Origin of the sequence: Xanthomonas bromi (assembly GCF_900092025.1) — a bacterium.
In the GTDB taxonomy this organism is placed as follows: domain Bacteria; phylum Pseudomonadota; class Gammaproteobacteria; order Xanthomonadales; family Xanthomonadaceae; genus Xanthomonas; species Xanthomonas bromi.
This window is the reverse complement of sequence record NZ_FLTX01000042.1, coordinates 42,254-62,360: the sequence shown is the minus strand read 5'-3', so window position 1 is coordinate 62,360 and position 20,107 is coordinate 42,254. Positions and strand designations below refer to the sequence as shown.

The window sequence follows — 20,107 nt, the reverse complement described above, 5'->3', positions numbered from 1 at the left end:
GAGGCTCCGCCCTAGCATATGCAGTATCTGTGCCGTCGTCACACCGACAGCACGAAAAATCAGGCTTCCGGACGCATATACGGGAATAGCAGGACATCGCGGATGGAGGTGCTGCCGGTCAGCAGCATCACCAGGCGGTCGATGCCGATGCCCAGGCCGCCGGTCGGCGCCATGCCGTACTCCAGGGCCCGGATGTAATCGGCGTCGTAGTGCATGGCCTCGTCGTCGCCGCCGTCCTTGGCCTGCACCTGCGCCTGGAAGCGTGCGGCCTGATCTTCCGGGTCGTTGAGCTCGGAAAAGCCATTGGCCAGCTCCTTGCCGTTGATGAACAGCTCGAAGCGGTCGGTATAGCCCGGCTCGGTGTCGCTGGAGCGCGCCAGAGGCGACACCTCGACCGGATGATCGGTAATGAAGGTCGGCTGCACCAGGGTGTGTTCGACAGTGGCCTCGAAAATTTCCAGCAGCAGCTTGCCCCAGCCGTAGGACGGCTTGGTGCGGATCTTCAGCCGCTCGCAATGGCGCAGCAACGCATCGCGGTCGGTGCAATCGGCTGCACTGATGTCCGGATTATGGTGACGAACGGCCTCGTCCATCCGCCAGCGTCGGAAAGCCGGCGCCAAATCAATGTCGGCGCCGTCCCAGCTGACCTGGGTAGTGCCCAGCACCGACTGCGCGGTGTCACGGATCACCTGCTCGGTCAGATCCATGATCTCGTGGTACGTGGCATACGCCTCGTAGAGCTCGAGCATGGTGAATTCGGGGTTGTGCCGGGTCGACACGCCCTCGTTGCGGAAGTTGCGGTTGATCTCGTAGACGCGCTCCAACCCGCCAACGACCAGGCGCTTGAGATACAGCTCCGGGGCAACGCGCAAGTACAGGTCCAGATCCAGCGCGTTGTGGTGGGTGGTGAACGGCTTGGCGGTGGCGCCGCCGGGGATGTAATGCATCATCGGCGTTTCCACTTCCAGGAAGCGGCGCGCATCCAGCCAGGCGCGCATGGCGCGGATGATCTTGGAGCGCTTGATGAAGACCTCGCGCGCTTCCGGGGTCACGATCAGGTCGACATAGCGCTGGCGGTAGCGCTGTTCCACGTCCGACAGGCCGTGCCACTTGTCCGGCAACGGGCGCAGCGACTTGGTCAGCAGGCGCAACGCGCTGGCCTTGACCGACAGCTCGCCGGTCTTGGTGCGGGTCAGCCCGCCCTCCACCGCCACGATGTCGCCCACGTCCCAGCCCTTGAATGCGGTATAGGCATCGCCGAGCACGTTGCTCTGCAGGAACAACTGCACGCGCCCGGACTCGTCCTGGATCTGCGCGAAGCTGGCCTTGCCCATCACCCGCTTGGCCATCAGGCGGCCGGCCATCTTGACCGTGCGACCGCTGGCCTCCAGCGCTTCGGGGGTCCAGGTCTCGGCATCGACGAACTCCGCCTGCAGGTCGCCGGCGAAGTGTTCGCGCACGAAGTCGTTGGGATACGCGATGCCCTGGCCGCGCAACGCGCCCAGTTTCGCGCGACGCTCGGCGATGAGGCTGTTCTCGTCGGCGGGGATCTGCGGCGCGGGGGTCTGCTCGGTCATGGCGGGAATGGGTCTGCTATAGGTCGGGCGAATGCCCGGTGGGGAGTGAGGACCGGCGACGCCGGCACTCTTTATTACAATGAGCGTGTGACGAAGTTACGCGTTATCCGCGTCGCCCGGAGCCGGAGCGCATTACCATCGCTGCTTCACAGGCATTGCAGCGCTGCACCGGGCGGCCGTCGCGACGTTCGCCCCGCGCGGCGGTCAGGCATCCAGGCGTTTGGAACCCGCTGCCAGACCGGCTTTCAGGCTGGCCTCGACGAATTCGTCCAGGTCGCCGTCCAGCACCTTCTGGGTGTCGCTGCGTTCGATGCCGGTACGCAGATCCTTGATGCGGCTCTGATCGAGCACGTAATTGCGGATCTGGCTGCCCCAGCCGATGTCGGACTTGGTGGCTTCCAGCGCGTCGCGCTCGACGTTGCGCTTCTGCACTTCCAGCTCGTACAACTTGGCGGCCAGCATCTTCATCGCGTTGTCGCGGTTCTGGTGCTGGCTGCGGCCGGTCTGGCAGGCCACGACCGTGTTGGTCGGAATATGCGTGATACGCACCGCCGATTCGGTCTTGTTGACGTGCTGACCACCTGCGCCGGACGAGCGATACACGTCGGTGCGCAGGTCGGCCGGGTTGATGTCGATCTCGATGTTGTCGTCCACTTCCGGTGACACGAACACCGAGGTGAAGCTGGTATGGCGACGGTTGTCCGAATCGAATGGCGATTTGCGCACCAGCCGGTGCACGCCGATCTCGGTCTTCAACCAACCATAGGCGTACTCGCCTTCGATGCGGATCGTGGCCGACTTGATGCCCGCGACTTCGCCACCGGACACTTCCATCAGCTCGGTTTTCCAGCCGCGCGACTCGGCCCAGCGCAGGTACATGCGCAACAGGATCTCGGCCCAGTCCTGCGCCTCGGTGCCACCGGCGCCGGCCTGGATGTCGACGAACGCGTTGGCGCCGTCCATCTGCCCGGAGAACATGCGCTGGAATTCCAGCTTTTCGACATGCGCCTGGTACTTGTCCAGATCGGCGATCACCGCCACTGCCGTGTCGTCGTCCTGTTCGCTCTCGGCCAGATCGAGCAGGTCGCCCGCATCGGCCAGACCCGACAGCACATCGGCAATGCCGACCACGGTCTTTTCCAGCATCGAACGCTCGCGCCCCAGGGCCTGCGCGCGCTCGGCGTCGTTCCACACGTCGGGGCTCTCAAGCTCCCGGCTGACTTCCTCTAGACGCTCTTTCTTGACGTCGTAGTCAAAGATACCCCCTGAGCGAGAGCACGCGATCGTTGAGATCGGTGATGCGCTGGCGGATCGGATTGGTTTCGATCATGACGGACTTCCGGCAAACAAGCTGGCTAGTTTAGCAAGCGGGCGGCGGTGGCGGAACGCAGCGAAACTGTGGCCACGCACGCGGCAGCACCCGCTCTGTCCAGGCTCCCGGCGACCGCGCTCGACCGCAGACTCCACCAGCAGCAGCCCTGGCGCGCTGGTCGGTCGCAGCAGCTGCAATCGACCATCGCCAAAGGGCTGGACGAACTCGGAAGCAGACGCTTTCAACCAGGGCCGCGCAGCAGCGGGCTTACGCCATCAGTGGGTCAGTCTTGGGCGTAACGGCGCCCTGCCCTGCATGCGCCCGAAAGCCGGCCAGATGGCTGCGACTGCAGGGCAGCACGGTAGCGTCGCGCAGATGCACGCGCGCATCGCCGGAATCGATTGGTTCGATCGCCTGCACCTGGCCCAGATTGACCAGATAGCTGCGGTGGATGCGCACGAACCCGGCAGGGTCCAGTCTGGCTTCGATCGCCGCCATGGTGCTGCGCAACGGGTAATCGTGCCCGCGCACATGCAGGTTGACGTAATTGCCCGAGGCCTGGATCCAATCGATATCGGCGGTGGCGACCAGGAAATCGCGCCTCAGCTTGCGCACCAAAAATCGCTCTGGGCGATCCAGCGGTTCTACTGACGGACCGTCGTCAGGTGCGACGAGCAGGTGCGCCTCGCCCTGGCCAGTGTGTGCTGTACCGCCACCAGCAACGCAAAGGTGCGCAGATCCTTTGACAGCTCGTAGACCCACTGCAGCCAGCCACCGAAGTCATAGTGCGCGCCGGCCAGTGGTAGATCAGCATGCGCAGCACCACCATGCCGGCGACATGCAGCAGCCACCAGCCCAGTGCAGCCGCCACATACGCCGGCAGGCGCCGCACCCAGCCATCGGCATGCAGCGGCCAGCGTGCACAGAGCCACATCACTGCCGGCAACAGCATGAGCGCCGCCGTGGCGCTACTCAGGTCCCAACTCAGCACCTGCCACACCACGATGGGTTGGCCATCGCGGCGCGCGGCAAGCCAGGCAGTCCAGACGTTGCCCAGTGCACTCAGGTAGAACACCAGCGACCAGATCACCACGGCCCAATGCATTGCAGCGCCGCCAGCCCTATCGTGGATGATTGGCGGGCGCGGCCCGGTCGATTGCATTGCACACGTCCGCAGTTGGCAGGTGCCGATCATAGAGGCCCGCGCAACGTGGCGAAACCGCCATCCTTGCCGCCCCCATTCGTCCCTGGGTGGGCACAACTGGTCACCGCGGGCCGGGGTTCCCCCCCCCCCCCCCTGACACGCCCATGGAGCGCGCCGCTGGGCGGGATGCATCCACTCTTCCACCAGCCGCCGACCATGACCGAGCGCCGCCACGATATCGATGCCTTGCGCGTCTTCGCCTTCGCCCTGTTGATCCTCTATCACGTGGGCATGGCCTATGTGGCCGACTGGGATTTCCACCTCAAGAGCGTGCACACGGCCGAGTGGTTGCAGCGGCCGATGATCGTGCTCAATCGTTGGCGGATGCCGTTGCTGTTCATGATCTCCGGCATTGCGATCGGCTTGTCGCAACCGCAGGCCGCGCCGTGGCGTTTCGCGTTGCGTCGCTGCGGGCGGTTGCTGACGCCCTTGCTGTTGGCATGTTCGTGGTGGTGGCGGTGCAGGCCTACTGCCAGGGCGTCAGCAACGGCAAGGTCGCCACCGGCTTCGGCAGCTTCCTGCTGCGTTATTGGCAGCTGCGTCCGTGGCCGGCCGGCAGTTTCGATGGCTGGGAACACGGCATCACCTGGAATCACCTGTGGTATCTGGCGTACCTGCTGCCCTACACCGTGGCATTGGCATTGATGGCGCTGGTGTCGTTGACCAGGCTGCTGCGGCTGCCGGCCCTCCCAGCACTTCCCTCTGCGGTGGTGATGCCGGCCTTGCTGGCGCTGCCGATCCTGTGGGAAGCGTTCTGCGTGATGTGGGTGATGCCGCGCCATCCGCCGACCCATGCGTTGGTCGGCGACTGGTTCGTGCATGCCGAATCGTTTCCGCTCTTTCTAGTGGGCTATTTGCTGGCACGCAGCGAGCGCTTCTGGCAGCTGGTCGTGCAGTTGCGCTGGCCCACGTTGGTCACCGCAGTGCTGGCCATCGCGACCGAGTTGGGCATTCGCTCTGTGGCGATGCATGGGCAGCCTGCGCAGTTGCCGCCGGCATTGGTCGCCCCGCCATGGCAAACGCTGTAACACGGCGCACGCGCGACCTCTACCTGGATGGCGCTGCTGACCCTGCTGGGGTGGGCCAAGCAGCATTTAAACCGGCCGTTCCGCTGGCTACCGTATTGCACCGAAGCGGTGTTGCCCTGGTACATCCTGCATCAGAGCCTGATCATCGTGGCGCTGTACTGGCTGATGCCATTGCAGTTGAACGCCTGGCTGGAGCCGGCGTTGGTGATCGCCGCCACCGTGATCGGCTGTCTGGCGCTACACGAGTCTGTGATCCGGCGGGTGCGCTGGCTGCGGCCGTTGTTCGGCTTGCCGATGCGCGCGCGAGAGACCCGCACGCGCCAAACCACACCAGCGATGACGGCGTAATGGCGCGCGGCATTGTCATGCGTCTTTATGTAAACGCGTTGTCGTGCGCGACACCGAATGGGAGCGACCGCGAGGCGATGTGGAGCAGTCATAAACGAACAGATGCATGCGTGGGACACGCAAACCCGGTGTCAGCATTGCCTGCATGCAGCGCCGCCGCAGGCGACGTGCTCGCATACGATGAACGGTGTTCGCCACCAGTGGCTGGCCTAGCTGGACGCATGACCGATGGCACCGCAAGATGCCGGCCCGACCTACTGAAGGAACCACGATGCGTCCCGCCCTGCTTGTTGCGGCATTGCTGCTCAGCCCCACGTTCGTCCATGCCGCACCGGCCACCAGCGTCGACTTCACCCACGACGATTGGATCATCGCCTGCGACAACACCCGCACCTGCCGCGCCGCCGGGTATCAGCCGGACGAAGGCGAGCACTTGCCGGTGTCGGTGCTATTGACCCGCAAGGCCGGGGCCGGTGAGGCAGTCACCGCGGAGCTGATGCTGGGCCAGTACGACGAGGTCAAGCTGCCGGCTTCGCTCAGCCTGCAGATCGATCGACACAACCAGGGCAAGCTGTCACTGGACAGCAAGCACGGCACCGCGTCACTGAGCAGCGCCCAGGTTGCCGCATTGCTGGCGGCGCTGCCACGCAGCAGCACGATCGTTGCGGTCGGCAACGATGGCCGCCGCTGGCAGCTGTCCGACAAGGGCGCGTCGGCCGTGCTGTTGAAGATGGATGAGTTCCAGGGCCGGCTCAACACGCGCGGCGCGCTGGTGCGCAAGGGCAACCGTGACGAATCCGCCGTGCTGCCGCCATTGCCGGTACCACAGGTCCACGAGGCCAAGCTCGTCGCAGCGCAGGCAGGCGATGCGCGCCTGGGCACGTTGCCGGCACTGTATCAGGCACTGCGTGCCACGCTTTCGGCCGACGATGAGTGCAAGGGACTCGACACCAGCGAAGCCTCCAAACCGCTGACCATCACCCGCCTGAGCAGCGACAAGCTGCTGGTCTCCACCGGCTGCTGGATGGGCGCCTACAACGTCGGCACCGGCTTGTGGGTGATCAATGCACGCGCGCCGTTCGCCCCGACCCTGGTCACCCTGCAGGCCAGCGACCTGGATGGTTCCACCATCCTGGCCTCGCACAAGGGCCGCGGCCTGGGCGATTGCTATAGCCAGGCACGCTGGACCTGGGACGGCCGCCGCTTCGTACAGACCTCCAAATCCACTTCCGGCCTGTGCCGGTTGGTCGCCGCCGGCGGCGCATGGGAATTGCCGACCATCGTGGCCGACGTCACGAAGTAACCGGTTCGATCGCTGCGCGGGCGGAATATCGCTCGCGCAGTGGGGCCGGTGCCTGCTTGGCAACCTGCACGCACCAGGGTGTGGATCAGCCTGGTGCCGATGCCGGCTCGCAATGCTCGACGATCAACTGCACCGCCGTGCCGCCGCGGTAGTCGTCGGCAACCAGCCGATACGCCAGCCGCACCACGCGCGCGGGTTCGCTGCCGCGCCAACCGTTGAAATGGATGGCATTGAGCGGTTCCGCGCGTCCGGCGCAGCGCAGGGTCAGCTTGAGATGACGCTCCTTGAGCACGCGGTACTGCAGCACTTCGAACTGACCATCGAACAGCGGCTCGGGAAACCCCTGCCCCCACGGACCGGCCACCCGCAGCGCTTCGGCATGCGCGTGATCGAGTTCATGCGCGGCCAGTTCGCCGTCGCTATGCAATTCGGCATGCAGCAGCGAGGCATCCACCATCGCCATGACCTGCGCCTGGAAGGCCTGCTCGAACGTGGCCAGCGCCACGTGATCGAGGCTCAACCCGGCTGCCATCGCATGGCCGCCGAACTTCTGGATCAGCCCGGGATGACGCGCGTCCACCGCGGCAAGCACGTCGCGGATATGCAGGCCAGGAATCGAACGCGCCGAGCCACGCAACTGGCCGCTACCCGGCTCCGCAGGTGCCAACGCAATCACCGGACGATGCAGACGGTCCTTGAGTTTGGAGGCCACCAGACCGATGACGCCGGGGTGCCATTCGGCATCGAACAGGCATGCGGCGATCGGCAATGCACCATCGGCATCCAGCACCACCTTGGCGACCGCTTGCTCGGCATCGTCGGTCATCAACTGCTGCACCGCGCGGCGTTCGGCGTTGATCTCTTCCAGCGTGCCGGCGATCCCGCGTGCCTGGCTCCAGTCTTCGCTGAGCAACAATTCAATACCCAACGCCATGTCCTCGAGCCGACCGGCCGCATTGAGCCGTGGCCCGAGCGCAAATCCGATATCGCTGGCGCTCAACCGCGCCACATCGCGGCCGCTGGCATCGATCAAGGCGCGCAGGCCGATGCAGCCCCTGCCCTCGCGCAGGCGGCGCAGGCCAGCCGAAACCAGCGCACGGTTATTGGTGTCCAGCGGCACCAGATCGGCGACGGTGCCGACGGCGACCAGATCCAGCAACACCGACAGATCCGGCTCGGCGCGCTCGGCGAAAGCCCCGCGTGCGCGCAACACGCCGCGCAGCGCCAGCAACACGTAGAAAATCACCCCGACCCCGGCCAGCGTCTTGCTGGGGAACGTGTCTTCGGCCAGGTTCGGGTCGACGATCGCATCGGCCGGCGGCAGCACCTCGCCCGGTAGATGGTGGTCGGTGACCAGTACTGTCCAGCCGCGCGCCTTGGCGGCGGCCACGCCGGCGTGGCAGGCGATCCCGTGATCGACGGTGACCAGCACATCCGGCTGCAACGCCGCCAGCTCTTCGACCAATGCAGGCGACAAGCCATAGCCGTGCACCATGCGATTGGGCACGGCGTGGTGCACATCCAGCGCACCGAGCATGCGCAGTCCGCGCACACCGACTGCGCAGGCGGTGGCGCCATCGCAATCGAAATCGCCCACCACCAGAATGCGTCGTTGCTGCGTTATCGCGTCGGCCAGTAACTCGGCGGCTATACCGCTGTTGTGCAGTCGATCCGGCGACAGTAATTGGCCCAGTCGCGGCTGCGCGCCTTGTGCATCGCTCACACCGCGCGCGGCATAGATGCGGCGTAGCAGCGGCAACATGGCATCGGGCCAACTGCCGGCGTGCCCGGAGGGGCGCCGGACGATCCGCGGATGCGAACTCATTGCGCCAGCTGTACCCGCGGCTTGCGCCAGAAACGCCAGCGCTGCGCATGCGTCAGCGACATGCTTTCGCCGTCCTGGAAATCCAGCACCAACCGATCCAGTTCGCCGCGCGCCATCGCCGCCAACAGCGGTGCAACCGCATCGTCGCTGAACTGCTGCAGGGAACGCAGATGGCGCAGATCCACCAGCGCATCGACGCGCTGTTCGCCCTGCGCATCGGCACCTGCCGCCAGCGCCAGCGCACGCAGCAGCGACTCGCGGCTACGCACCTGGCGATGCGGCGAACTCACCGCATGCGGCAGCACACCGCCACCCCAGAACCACACCGAATTGATCGCCGGCTTGCCGCTGGCGACGCGGCCTTCGTTCCAGGGGTGCTGATGCAACAGCACCTGCGCTTCGGTCAGCAAGGCACGCCAACGGCGTCCGCTGTCGCCAGCCGGCAGATGCTCGAACAAGTCGTCGCCGATGGCGAGGTCCGGTGGCGCAAAGTCCGGCAATTTCGCATCCGGCGACAAGCGCAGATACCAGCGCGATGGCGTGGGCGCATCCAGCAGAAATCCTGCATCGCCGAACATCGGCTTGAGGATCGGCAGTAGCACCGCCAGGTCCTCGGCGGTGGGGCCAAGCGCCTCGCCGTAGCCCATCAACCGTGCGCCCTGCATGTCCGGCACCACATAGGCCGGATCGGCACGCACCCAGGTGGCTCCTGCGGCATCGCCGGCATCCAGCTGGCGGGTCAACGCGGCCACCGGCCAATGCGTCGGCGTCAGCTTGAAATGGCGCTGCAATTGCGCCACTTCGCCGGCATCGGCGGTGCGCTGCTCGGCGCGCGCGAGCGCACGCGCCACCGCCGTGTCGCCCAGCGTTCCGGGCAGACGGCGTTTTTCCGGCAGCAGCAGCGTGGCGGTGGTCATCGCGCGGTAATGCCGGTCAGTCCAGGTAGGCGACGCTGACGACTTCGTACTCGCGCTGGCCGGCAGGCGCATCGATGGTGACCGAATCGCCTTCCAGCTTGCCGATCAGCGCACGCGCCAGCGGCGAGGAAATCGCGATCAGGCCCATCTTGATGTCCGCTTCCAGATCGCCAACGATCTGGTAGCGCTTCTCTTCGTCGGTCTCGGTATCGGCCAACGTCACCGTGGCGCCGAACACGATCTTGTTACCGGCCGACAGCTTGGTGATGTCGATGATTTCGGCATGCGAGAGCTCGCCTTCCAGCTGCTTGATGCGCCCTTCGATGAAGCTCTGCTGCTCGCGCGCGGCATGATACTCGGCGTTTTCCTTCAGGTCGCCGTGCGCACGCGCTTCGGCGATCGCATTGATGACCTCCGGGCGCTTGACCGACTTCAACTGTTCCAGCTCTTCGCGCAGGCGCAGCGCGCCCTTCGATGTCATGGGTGCTCTCATGCTTGAAGCTCCTTGTGCAGTTCCTGCAGCGACCACACAGGGCCGGTGCCGCGGAATTCCAGCGAATGCACCAGCGCCTTGGCGCCGGCGACGGTTGTCGAATAGGTCACGCGATGCTGCAGCGCTTCGCGGCGGATCGAGAACGAGTCCGAGATGGCGGCGCGACCTTCGGTGGTGTTGACGATGTAGACGATCTCGCCGTTCTTGATCGAATCGACGATGTGCGGGCGGCCTTCGGCCACCTTGTTGACGATTTCGCAGCTCAGGCCGTTCTGCTGCAGCCAGGCACCGGTGCCGCGCGTGGCCACCAGGCTGAAGCCGCGTTCCACCAGCGCCTGCGCCACCGGCAACACGCGTTGTTTGTCCGGGTCGCGCACCGACACGAAGGCCTTGCCCACCGGCGGCGCCTTGATGCCGCCGGCTTCCTGCGCGCGCGCGAACGCGGCGCTGAAGCTGCGGCCCACGCCCATCACCTCACCGGTGGAGCGCATCTCCGGCCCGAGAATCGGGTCCACGCCCTGGAACTTGGCGAACGGGAAGATCGCTTCCTTCACCGAGTAGTAGTCCGGCACGATTTCCTTGGTGGCGCCCTGTTCGGCCAGCGTCTTGCCCGCCATGCAACGTGCGGCAATCTTGGCCAGGGGGATGCCAATGGCCTTGGACACGAACGGCACCGTGCGCGAAGCGCGCGGGTTCACTTCCAGCAGATACACGATGTCGTCGCCGGCCTCGTCGACCTGCACCGCGAACTGGGTGTTCATCAGGCCGACCACGCTCAAGCCTTCGGCCAGCATCACCACCTGGCGACGCAGTTCGGCCTGGGTCTTGGGCGAGAGCGAATACGGCGGCAGCGAGCACGACGAATCGCCCGAATGCACGCCGGCTTCTTCGATGTGTTCCATCACCCCGCCGATCAGCACGTTGCCGTCCTTGTCGGCAATGATGTCCACGTCCACTTCCACGGCATTGTCGAGGAAGCGGTCCAGCAGCACCGGCGAGTCGTTGGAGACCTTCACCGCATCGCGCACATAGCGCGCCAGATCGGATTCGCCGTAGACGATTTCCATCGCGCGGCCGCCGAGCACGTAGCTCGGGCGCACCACCAGCGGGTAGCCGATTTCGCGTGCCAACACCAAGGCTTCTTCGGCATTGCGCGCAATGCGGTTCGGCGGCTGCTTCAGGCCCAGCTTTTCGACCAGCTGCTGGAAACGCTCGCGGTCTTCGGCCAGATCGATCGAGTCCGGCGAGGTGCCGATCACCGGCACGCCGTTGGCTTCCAGCGCACGCGCCAGCTTGAGCGGGGTCTGGCCACCATACTGCACGATCACACCCTTGGGTTTTTCCAGCTCGACGATTTCCAGCACGTCTTCCAGCGTCAGCGGCTCGAAGTACAGACGGTCGGAGGTGTCGTAATCGGTGGAGACGGTTTCCGGGTTGCAGTTGACCATGATGGTCTCGTAACCGTCATCGCGCAGCGCCAGCGCCGCATGCACGCAGCAGTAATCGAACTCGATGCCCTGGCCGATGCGGTTGGGGCCACCGCCCAGGATCATGATCTTGTCGCGATCGGTGGGCAGCGCTTCGCATTCGTCCTCGTAGGTCGAATACAGGTAGGCGGTGCTGGTGGCGAACTCGGCAGCGCACGAATCCACGCGCTTGTAGACCGGGTGCACCTTCAGCGCGCGGCGCAAGGTACGCACCGATTCTTCGTTGCTGCCGATCAGTTCGGCCAGACGCGCATCGGAGAAACCGGCGCGCTTGAGCGTGCGCAGACGCGGTGCGTCCAACGCGGCCATGCCGTCGTCGGCCAATTGCTGTTCGTGGCTGATGAGTTCTTCGATCTGATCCAGGAACCAGGGGTCGATGAACGACAGCGCGTACACCTCGGCCACCGTCATGCCAGCGCGGAACGCATCGGCCACGTAGAACAGGCGCTCCGGGCCGGGCGCCTTGAGCTCGCGCTTGAGCGCGGCGATGTCGTCTTCGCTGCGCAGATCCAGGCCGGTCGGGTCCAGGCCGATCTTGCCGGTTTCCAGGCCACGCAGCGCTTTCTGCAGCGATTCCTGGAAGGTGCGGCCCATCGCCATCACCTCGCCCACCGACTTCATCTGCGTGGTCAGTCGCGCGTCGGCCTGCGGGAATTTCTCGAACGCAAAGCGCGGAATCTTGGTGACCACGTAGTCGATCGACGGCTCGAACGAGGCCGGGGTCAGGCCACCGGTGATCTCGTTGCGCAATTCGTCCAGCGTGTAACCCACTGCCAGCTTGGCGGCGACCTTGGCGATCGGGAAGCCGGTGGCCTTGGAGGCCAGCGCCGAGGAACGCGACACGCGCGGATTCATTTCGATGACGACGACGCGCCCGGTGGTCGGGCTGATGCCGAACTGCACGTTCGAGCCACCGGTATCCACGCCGATCTTGCGTAGCACCGCGATCGAGGCATCGCGCAGGCGTTGGTATTCCTTGTCGGTGAGGGTCTGCGCCGGAGCGACGGTGATCGAGTCGCCGGTGTGCACGCCCATCGGGTCGAGGTTTTCGATCGCGCACACGATGATGCAGTTGTCCGCGGTGTCGCGCACCACTTCCATCTCGAATTCCTTCCAGCCAAGCACCGATTCTTCCACCAGCACTTCGGTGGTCGGCGACAGTTCCAGGCCGCGGCCGACAATGTCGATCAGCTCTTCGCGGTTGTAGGCGATGCCACCGCCGCTACCGCCCAGGGTGAAGCTGGGGCGGATGATGGTCGGGTAGCCGACGCGTGTCTGGATCTCCAACGCTTCTTCCAGCGTGTGCGCAACCGCGGCCTTCGGGCAATCCAGGCCGATCTCGCCCATCGCCACGCGAAACAACTCGCGGTCTTCAGCCATGCGGATCGCTTCGCGCTTGGCGCCGATCAACTCGACGTTGTACTTCTCCAGCACACCGTGGTCGGCCAGATCCAGCGCGCAGTTCAGCGCGGTCTGCCCGCCCATGGTCGGCAGCAGTGCGTCGGGCTGTTCCTTGGCGATGATCTTTTCGACCGTCTGCCAGTTGATCGGCTCGATGTACACGGCGTCGGCCATGTCCGGGTCGGTCATGATGGTGGCCGGGTTGCTGTTGACCAGCACCACGCGGTAGCCCTCGTCGCGCAGCGCCTTGCACGCCTGCGCGCCAGAGTAATCGAACTCGCAGGCCTGGCCGATGACGATCGGGCCGGCGCCGATGATGAGGATGGTCTTGAGATCGCTGCGCTTGGGCATTTTCTTCTTCAGGCCTTCATAAGTTTTTGAATCGTCTCGATGTCCCCATCCTTGCTGAGCATCTCGAGGGAATTGATTTCCGCGCAGACGCAATGGAATACGTCGAACTTGCGCTTATCCAGCTTTACATTGGTCTGGCGAGCTTTCCGGAATACTTCCGCAGCACGAATTGCCTCTTGGCCTCGTACCTCGAACTCCTTCATGTCGTTGAGGACGGCATTTACCGCTTCGACATCCACCTCGTCCATGCCACGCAGCACTTCGTATCGAATCAGCGGGGAGATTGCGATCTTGGCGTCCGGATCGGCGACCAGCGCCTCGAACGTCGACAGAGAGGCTGCGTGAGCCGCGTTGCCATCCTCCACGTCCAATGCGCCAATCAGCAGGTTGGCATCGAGCAGTACCAGACGGGTCATGCTTGCTCCCCACCCTGACGCTCGCGGCGCTGCTTGATCAGATCCAGCAACGCACGTTTGGTGGCGGATTGGTCTTCGCTGACCAGCGCGTCGCGCTTGAGTGCATTGAGATCGACCCCAAAGGTCTCTTCGAGCACATCCGCGAATGCCTTCATGTTGGGCGAGTCGATCACGGACGACCTGACGACTCCGTCTGCCGCGTCGCGCTCCAGCAGATAGGCCTCTCCCTGCTCAAGCTGCGTCAACACCAGCGGCGAGTGAGTGCTAATGAAAAATAGCGTGTTCGGAAACAGTGCCTTCAAATGTCTGACGATGCTGACCTGCCAGCCAACGTGGAGATGACTTTCGATCTCGTCGATCAGCACCACGCCCGGCAGGTTCTGCAGATCCTTGGAGTTGCTGAAGCCCGCATAGCCGGAAATGATCGCTTGAAACAGTTTCACGACCGAGGCAAACCCCGAACTGAGTTCACCCAGCTCGATCATGCGGCCTTCCACACTCAGATAAACACGCTGCGAGCCGTCTATCTGCAGGCGCTCGGCGTCCAAGCGCTGATCGATGCGATGCAACAGCTTCAATACCGACTCGATCTCGTTGCGCAGGTTGTCCTTTTCCACCTGAAAAGGATTAACCGACTGCGCACGCTGTACGAACCACACGCGGATGTCTGCGTCCATGCCGGCAGAGCGCAAAGAACCTCTTTCGCACTCCTGCAACAACATGCCGAAGTGCTGAGATCTACGTTCCTCGAAGTTTCCTAGTGCCGCAATGGATGTGGACAGACGTCCTATCGACGAGCGCCCACCCGCTCCGATGTAAACCAAGGGACGAGAGTGACGCACTACATGTGGAGCAACAGCTCGTACATGTATCAGTTGCTGCGGGGGCAGATCCACTAGGTATTGCACATCGTCGATAAGGACAGCGGATGCGGGAACACTTTGTCCGGCATGGACCACCGAATTACTCTCGACGCGCAAAAACTGCTCATTGGTGAATAGCAACGCACCATAGATTGCTTCTAGCGACTTCGTCTTGCCAATGCCGTTGACACCAAAAAGCACGCGCGCCCGGCTGACTGCGTCGAACCGCAGCTCCACCTTACCGACTCCCTTCAAACCTTCAATGTCGATGCGATCAAGCATTGGAATCTCCACTGGGCCAACGGGATGCCGTGCAGTCATCAGGGCGAGCACATGGCCCGGCAACGGGGTTCAAGCTTTTGCTTCAGCCATCAGATCCACGAACCGATCGAACAACGGCCCCACATCGCGCGGGCCCGGCGACGCTTCCGGGTGGCCCTGGAACGAGAACGCCGGCGCGTCTGTCAGCGCGATGCCCTGGTTGGTGCCATCGAACAGCGAACGATGGGTGACCCGCACATTGGCCGGCAGCGTGGTTTCGTCCACCGCAAAGCCATGGTTCTGCGAGGTGATCATCACTCGCCCGCCATCCAGGTCCTGCACCGGATGATTGGCGCCGTGATGGCCGGTGGGCATCTTCACTGTCTTCGCACCGGCGGCCAGCGCCAGCAGCTGATGACCCAGGCAGATGCCGAAGGTCGGCACCTTCTGTGCAATCAATTCCTGGATCGCGCTGATGGCGTAATCGCACGGCTCCGGGTCGCCCGGCCCGTTGGACAGAAACACCCCATCGGGCTTCAGCGCCAACAGCTCGGCCAATGGCGTGCGCGCCGGCACCACGGTGACGTCGCAGCCGCGCTCGGCCAGCATGCGCAGGATGTTGATCTTGACGCCGTAGTCGTACGCAACGACTTTGAATGTTTGCCCCGGTGCGGACGTTCCAGCATTCAGAGCGCCGAGGCCGAGGAAGGCATCGGAGTTCAGATCCAGCGAGCCTTCCTGCCAGTTGTAGCTGATCTCTGTCGAGACCACCTTGGCCAGGTCCATGCCCTTCAGGCCGGGGAACTTGCGCGCGGCTTCCAGTGCCTTTTCCACGTCGATCTCGCCGGCCATCAGCGCGCCATTCTGTGCGCCCTTCTGCCGCAGCAGGCGGGTCAACTTGCGGGTGTCGATGCCGGACATGGCGACCACACCACGGGCCTGCAGCCATTCCGGCAAGGCCACCTGGCTGCGCCAGTTGCTGGGGCGACGCGGCACGTCGCGCACGATCAGACCGGCAGCCCAGATCTTGCGGGCTTCGTCGTCCTGGTCGGTAAAGCCCGTGTTGCCGATATGCGGATAGGTCAGCGTGACCATCTGGCGGGCGTAGGAGGGATCGGTCAGGACTTCCTGATAGCCGGTCATGGCGGTGTTGAACACCACTTCACCGACGGAAAGCCCGTTGGCGCCTACGGATTCGCCCTCGAACACGGTGCCGTCTTCGAGGACAAGGATTGCGGGTTGGGTCACGTGGGGGTCTCGCTCTGGCTGCCTGGGACTCCGATGCGCTTCCGGCCAAATTCCGGTTGCAGCAAAGCGCGGACGCGGTGCTGAGGACCGGTCCGACGCTGGTTCGGGCAAGCGAGAATTGTAATGGCAACTGCCCCGGCACGCCAGCCTGACGAGTGCTCGATGCCTCACCAGCATCAACGCTGCGACATGAATAGGCCGCGACGTGCGGCTACCGTTCATGCCCAGCTGCACGCGTGCTTACAGCACCAGATCGCGCACGCGGTAGCTGCCAGCCGGCTTGTCGATCAGTCGCTTGGCGGCATGCAACGCACCGCGCGCGAAGATGTCGCGATTGGTCGCTCGATGCACCAGTTCGACCCGCTCGCCCAACCCGGTGAACTGCACGCTGTGTTCGCCGACGATGTCGCCGGCACGCAGGCTCACATAGCGCGGCTGCGCACCACTACCGGTGGCGGCCTCGCCCAGCGTCAACGCGGTGCCGGACGGCGCGTCCTGCTTGTGCACGTGATGCGCTTCGATGATGTCGCAATCCCAGCCCGGCAAGGTGCCGGCGGCACGCTCCACCAACTCGGTCAACACCGCAACGCCGAGGCTGAAATTGGAGGCCCACACCAAGGGGATCTGCTGGGCGGCATCGCGCAGCGCCACGCGCTGCGCCTCGTCCAACCCGGTGGTGCCGGACACCAGCGGCTTGCCGCGCTGCGCGCACAGCGCCAGGATCGGCGCGAAGCCCTGCGGCAAACTGAAGTCGATGGCCACATCGTACGCAGGCACGCCGCCGAGTTCGCTGGCAGCGAAAAACGGCACTCCGTCGACCACGCGCTGCGAGGGCGAGCGGCCCACCACGGCGCCGACCACCTGCAAGGTCTCGTCTTCGGCGGCCAGTCGCAGCAACGCCTTGCCCATCCGCCCGGAGGCACCGTGGATCAGAACTTTCACAGCAGAGGTTGTCATGGCGGCAGGCTGGCTTGGCGATGTGGGTGGTACACGATAGCCGGGATTGGGGTGTGGGATTGGGATTCGTTACTGCGGTGGCGCCCTGCACGCGACGCGCAGTTGCATGGTTGGGTGGTTAGTGGCTTTCGCAGCGGGCAAGACCGTGTAGCGAGCGGTTCTAGGATCGATGCTAACGGAGCGACGAACCGCAGACGTACGAGTTACACACGCCGACGTCGAGCAATCGTGCGCGCGTTCGGCGCCGGAACAGCCCTAGTGCCAGTTGCTCTTGGAACGGCCCTCAAACGGAGCGAACTCCCCTTATCGGATGCAATCACCGAAGGGGAGCCGCAACGCCGGCTTGGCACACGAAAACTTCCAACACGACCACGTGCCTAGGGGGGTGCGCAGCAGGCTTGCTGATCGCTCTTAATCGCGGGTGCCATCCAGCCGCTTGCTCCAGCTCTCCACTTCGCTGCGCTGCAGGCGGCGTTCGAACAGCGCGCGCCACGACGGCACCAACGGCAACTGCAGCACTGCAGTAATGGCGGAAACATCGACCTGACGTGCATACAGCACCTGTTGCAGGCGCGACAGCGGCCACTGCGCATGCGGTCGCGCTTGCAGGGTTAGCAGGTCGCCGGCGGCAATGCGGCCCGGCTGCAGTACGCGGTAATACCACCCCGTGCGGCCGGTTTCCTGCACGCGCCGCGCCAGCTCGCGCGCACCAAACCGATCCGATAACTTCCAGCACGGTTGCCGTAACTGCGATACCTCCACCACGGCGGTGCCCAACGCGAAGCGATCGCCGAGACAGACGTGGGCTTCGGTCAGGCCGACACTGCTGAGGTTTTCGCCGAAAGCGCCGGCCGTTTCCAACAGGGCGTGCGGGCCAAGTTCGTCGCGCCAGGCGGCGTAGTGATCGCGCGGGTAATGATGGATGGCCTTGTCCGGGCCGCCATGCACGCGCCGATCGCCTTGCTCGTCGCCTTCCAGGCCTTCGACTCCGACCTGCACCCTGCCTTGCAGCGCGCGTTTGTCGATCGCACTGCGGCTACCGGGGCGGGTGAAGTCGCGCACGCTGCCGATGGCAACGCCATCGATCCTGATCGCGATCGGGGCGCCCTGCTCCGCCTTGGACACGGTCACACGCTCTGCCCTGGCAACTCGGCCAGCGCCTCGCGTAACAGCTCGCCCAGGACCTGGATGCCGGCATCGATCTTCTCGCCGGGCACGGTGACGAACGACAGGCGCAGCGTATTGGTTTGCGGCAAGGTGGCGAAGAACGGCGCGCCGGGGACGAACGCGACATTGCGTGCGATGGCACGCGCCAGCAAGGCGGTGCCGTCCAGCCCCGGCGGCAAGGTCACCCACAGGAACATGCCGCCTTCCGGACGATTCCACTGCACCTGCGCCGGGAAATGCCGGTCCAGCGCCTCCAGCATCAGGGTGCATTGGCGCGCATACAAGGCGCGGATGTGCGGAATATGGGTCTCGAGAAAATCGTCCTGCAGCGTCTGATACACCACCCGCTGCGTAAACGACGGGGTGTGCAGATCGGCCGCCTGCTTGGCCTGGATCAGCTTGCCCAGCACCGCTTCGGGCGCCACCACATAGCCCAGCCGCAAACCGGGTGCAAGCACCTTGGAAAAGGACCCCATGTAGATGACGCCATCCGGATTCATCGACAACAGGCTCGGCAACGGCTGCCCGCTGTAGTACAGCTCGCCGTATGGGTCGTCTTCGACGATCGGCACGCCTGCCTCGGTCGCACGCGCCACCAGTGCTTGGCGACGCGCCAACGGCAAGCGGCGGCCGGTGGGATTCTGAAAATTCGGCAGGCAATACAGGAACCGCGCATCGGCCAGCAGTGCCGGATCCAGCGTGTCCACCACTACGCCGTCCTCGTCCGAGGGCATGCCGACGAAGGCTGGCTGGAACAAGGAAAACGCCTGCAGCGCACCCAGGTAGCTCGGCGTCTCCACCAGCACCTTGCTGCCTTCGTCGATGAAGACCTTGCCGAGCAAGTCCAGGCCCTGCTGCGAGCCGGTGGTGATCAACACCTGGCTGGGCCGGATGCTGGCGCCATCGCGACTCAGCCGCGCAGCCACCCAGTCGCGCAGCGGCGCATAGCCCTCGGTGGGACCGTACTGCAACGCCGCCTGTGGCGCATCGCGCAGCACCTGGTCGCTGGCCGCGCGCATGCGTTCCACCGGAAAGGTGGCTGGCGAGGGCAAACCGCCGGCGAAGGAAATCACCTCCGGCCGTTCGGTCACCTTGAGGATTTCGCGAATCGCCGAACTGGTCAGCGCCTGCGCACGTCGGGAGATCTGGAAGGAGGTTGTCATGGAGGCAAGCATAGCGAACGCCAACGGCTGTGGCGCTGTGCCCTGCAGCGACCGACTTCCCGCTGCTTGCTTCGATCAGCGCCGGTAGAGAGCGGCGAACACAACGTAGCGAGCGGTTGTCAGGCTGACGTGGACACACGTATGGGAACCAGACCCAACGACTGACGCTTGTCGCACCCAGCACCAGCTGCCCCCATACCGGCCTGCGCAGCAGATTCGTTCGCTGCTTTACTGATACGCCGGGCCGACCCAGGCGGTACCTTCGCTGTGGGCGATCAGCGTCTTCCAGCGCTTGCGGATCAGCTTATCGCGCGTGCGGAAGGTCATGCGCAAGCCCGGCAGACCGAGTGTTGCGCGCGTTTCGACCATCGCCGAGTGTTCGTCGGCGGCAATGTCGATCTTGGGGATCGAATGCTTGTAGTCGATCAGCTCTTCCGGGTTGGCCACGTGACTCATCTGCCGCAGCACCTGCGCCCATTCGCCATTGGGCTTGCACTATTTCTCACGCATGGTGGCCTGCCGCTGCTGATGCGAATCCATGCGCTACAGCACCACCATTTCGAAGTCCGGCGCGGTCATCGCGCAAAGCGCCTCGCCATCCTGGTTCACCATCGCCTTGTCGTGCGCGGCATAGAAATCGCGCACCTGCTGCTCGTCGAGCGCATTGCCAGCGTAGTTATAGACACCCGCAACGGTGGCCAGAACCGCAAACAACACCAGCAAACGCATCACCGCCCCCTGTGCCGCCGCGTCCTGCGGCCGCGCAACTGTAGCCGACGCTGCGGG

At 64.6% G+C, this 20,107-nt stretch carries 13 protein-coding genes and 3 pseudogenes; 2 read left to right on the top strand and 14 right to left on the bottom strand.

Going from position 1 to position 20,107, the window contains the following annotated elements; genetic code table 11:
* Positions 1-59 precede the first annotated feature (59 nt).
* The 3 genes and pseudogenes from lysS to XBLMG947_RS14200 all read right to left on the bottom strand — a co-directional run bounded on the left by lysS (position 60) and on the right by XBLMG947_RS14200 (position 4,084).
* Positions 60-1,577: a lysine--tRNA ligase gene (lysS, locus tag XBLMG947_RS14210; protein WP_065469310.1), complete on the bottom strand. Its 1,518-nt coding sequence runs from the start codon at positions 1,575-1,577 to the stop codon at positions 60-62.
* A gap of 204 nt (positions 1,578-1,781) precedes the next feature.
* A protein-coding gene (gene prfB, locus XBLMG947_RS14205) for a peptide chain release factor 2 (RefSeq protein WP_104536900.1) occupies positions 1,782-2,907 on the bottom strand; the annotation gives its coding sequence in 2 pieces (ribosomal slippage) (positions 1,782-2,831 and positions 2,833-2,907; 1,125 coding nt in all).
* A 249-nt stretch (positions 2,908-3,156) separates the two neighbouring features.
* A pseudogene (locus XBLMG947_RS14200) lies at positions 3,157-4,084 on the bottom strand (LytTR family DNA-binding domain-containing protein).
* A 165-nt stretch (positions 4,085-4,249) separates the two neighbouring features.
* On the opposite strand from XBLMG947_RS14200, the pseudogene XBLMG947_RS14195 reads away from it, so the two are divergent.
* Together XBLMG947_RS14195 and XBLMG947_RS14190 are read left to right on the top strand one after the other, a co-directional pair.
* Positions 4,250-5,469: pseudogene (locus tag XBLMG947_RS14195) on the top strand (acyltransferase family protein).
* 271 nt (positions 5,470-5,740) lie between these two features.
* Positions 5,741-6,772 (top strand): DUF1176 domain-containing protein, encoded by a 1,032-nt coding sequence (locus XBLMG947_RS14190; protein ID WP_065469309.1) that lies wholly within the window; start codon positions 5,741-5,743, stop codon positions 6,770-6,772.
* Positions 6,773-6,857: 85 nt separating this feature from the next.
* Here the strand turns inward: XBLMG947_RS14190 and recJ are convergent, their stop codons facing one another.
* The 11 genes and pseudogenes from recJ to XBLMG947_RS23690 all read right to left on the bottom strand — a co-directional run bounded on the left by recJ (position 6,858) and on the right by XBLMG947_RS23690 (position 20,050).
* Positions 6,858-8,597, bottom strand: a complete 1,740-nt coding sequence (recJ, locus tag XBLMG947_RS14185) for a single-stranded-DNA-specific exonuclease RecJ (protein ID WP_065469308.1) — start codon at positions 8,595-8,597, stop codon at positions 6,858-6,860.
* Positions 8,594-9,514 (bottom strand): phosphoglycerate mutase, encoded by a 921-nt coding sequence (locus XBLMG947_RS14180; protein WP_065469307.1) that lies wholly within the window; start codon positions 9,512-9,514, stop codon positions 8,594-8,596. Before XBLMG947_RS14180 ends, recJ begins: the two co-directional genes overlap by 4 nt.
* A 16-nt stretch (positions 9,515-9,530) precedes the next feature.
* The gene (gene greA / locus XBLMG947_RS14175) at positions 9,531-9,995 is read right to left on the bottom strand and encodes a transcription elongation factor GreA (protein ID WP_010367104.1); all 465 of its coding nucleotides are present in this window, start codon (positions 9,993-9,995) and stop codon (positions 9,531-9,533) included.
* Positions 9,996-10,003: 8 nt separating this feature from the next.
* The gene (gene carB, locus XBLMG947_RS14170) at positions 10,004-13,246 is read right to left on the bottom strand and encodes a carbamoyl-phosphate synthase large subunit (protein ID WP_065469306.1); all 3,243 of its coding nucleotides are present in this window, start codon (positions 13,244-13,246) and stop codon (positions 10,004-10,006) included.
* A gap of 8 nt (positions 13,247-13,254) precedes the next feature.
* Positions 13,255-13,662 (bottom strand): PIN domain-containing protein, encoded by a 408-nt coding sequence (locus tag XBLMG947_RS14165; protein WP_065469305.1) that lies wholly within the window; start codon positions 13,660-13,662, stop codon positions 13,255-13,257.
* Positions 13,659-14,807, bottom strand: coding sequence for an AAA family ATPase (locus XBLMG947_RS23695; RefSeq protein ID WP_245228199.1), 1,149 nt, complete (start codon positions 14,805-14,807; stop codon positions 13,659-13,661). The genes XBLMG947_RS14165 and XBLMG947_RS23695 overlap by 4 nt, the downstream gene beginning before the upstream one ends.
* 69 nt (positions 14,808-14,876) lie before the next feature.
* On the bottom strand, positions 14,877-16,034 hold the full coding sequence (gene carA / locus XBLMG947_RS14155; protein WP_065469303.1) for a glutamine-hydrolyzing carbamoyl-phosphate synthase small subunit: 1,158 nt from the start codon (positions 16,032-16,034) through the stop codon (positions 14,877-14,879).
* Positions 16,035-16,274: 240 nt separating this feature from the next.
* Complete coding sequence (gene dapB, locus XBLMG947_RS14150) at positions 16,275-16,991, bottom strand: 4-hydroxy-tetrahydrodipicolinate reductase (RefSeq protein WP_065469302.1); 717 nt, start codon at positions 16,989-16,991, stop codon at positions 16,275-16,277.
* A gap of 411 nt (positions 16,992-17,402) precedes the next feature.
* Positions 17,403-18,122 (bottom strand): MOSC domain-containing protein, encoded by a 720-nt coding sequence (locus tag XBLMG947_RS14145; RefSeq protein WP_065469301.1) that lies wholly within the window; start codon positions 18,120-18,122, stop codon positions 17,403-17,405.
* Positions 18,119-19,321 carry an aminotransferase-like domain-containing protein gene (locus XBLMG947_RS14140; RefSeq protein WP_065469330.1) on the bottom strand — a complete coding sequence of 401 codons (1,203 nt, stop codon included), beginning with the start codon at positions 19,319-19,321 and terminating at the stop codon, positions 18,119-18,121. The genes XBLMG947_RS14145 and XBLMG947_RS14140 overlap by 4 nt, the downstream gene beginning before the upstream one ends.
* 228 nt (positions 19,322-19,549) lie before the next feature.
* A pseudogene (locus XBLMG947_RS23690) lies at positions 19,550-20,050 on the bottom strand (nuclear transport factor 2 family protein).
* Positions 20,051-20,107 lie beyond the last annotated feature (57 nt).

Bases quoted from the DNA above. Each gene is read 5' to 3' on its own strand.
- XBLMG947_RS23695 (WP_245228199.1), bottom strand. From the start codon at position 14,807: ATGCTTGATCGCATCGACATTGAAGGTTTGAAGGGAGTCGGTAAGGTG.
- dapB (WP_065469302.1), bottom strand. From the start codon at position 16,991: ATGACAACCTCTGCTGTGAAAGTTCTGATCCACGGTGCCTCCGGGCGG.
- greA (WP_010367104.1), bottom strand. From the start codon at position 9,995: ATGACATCGAAGGGCGCGCTGCGCCTGCGCGAAGAGCTGGAACAGTTG.
- XBLMG947_RS14140 (WP_065469330.1), bottom strand. From the start codon at position 19,321: ATGACAACCTCCTTCCAGATCTCCCGACGTGCGCAGGCGCTGACCAGT.
- lysS (WP_065469310.1), bottom strand. From the start codon at position 1,577: ATGACCGAGCAGACCCCCGCGCCGCAGATCCCCGCCGACGAGAACAGC.
- carB (WP_065469306.1), bottom strand. From the start codon at position 13,246: ATGCCCAAGCGCAGCGATCTCAAGACCATCCTCATCATCGGCGCCGGC.
- recJ (WP_065469308.1), bottom strand. From the start codon at position 8,597: ATGAGTTCGCATCCGCGGATCGTCCGGCGCCCCTCCGGGCACGCCGGC.
- XBLMG947_RS14180 (WP_065469307.1), bottom strand. From the start codon at position 9,514: ATGACCACCGCCACGCTGCTGCTGCCGGAAAAACGCCGTCTGCCCGGA.
- XBLMG947_RS14190 (WP_065469309.1), top strand. From the start codon at position 5,741: ATGCGTCCCGCCCTGCTTGTTGCGGCATTGCTGCTCAGCCCCACGTTC.
- XBLMG947_RS14165 (WP_065469305.1), bottom strand. From the start codon at position 13,662: ATGACCCGTCTGGTACTGCTCGATGCCAACCTGCTGATTGGCGCATTG.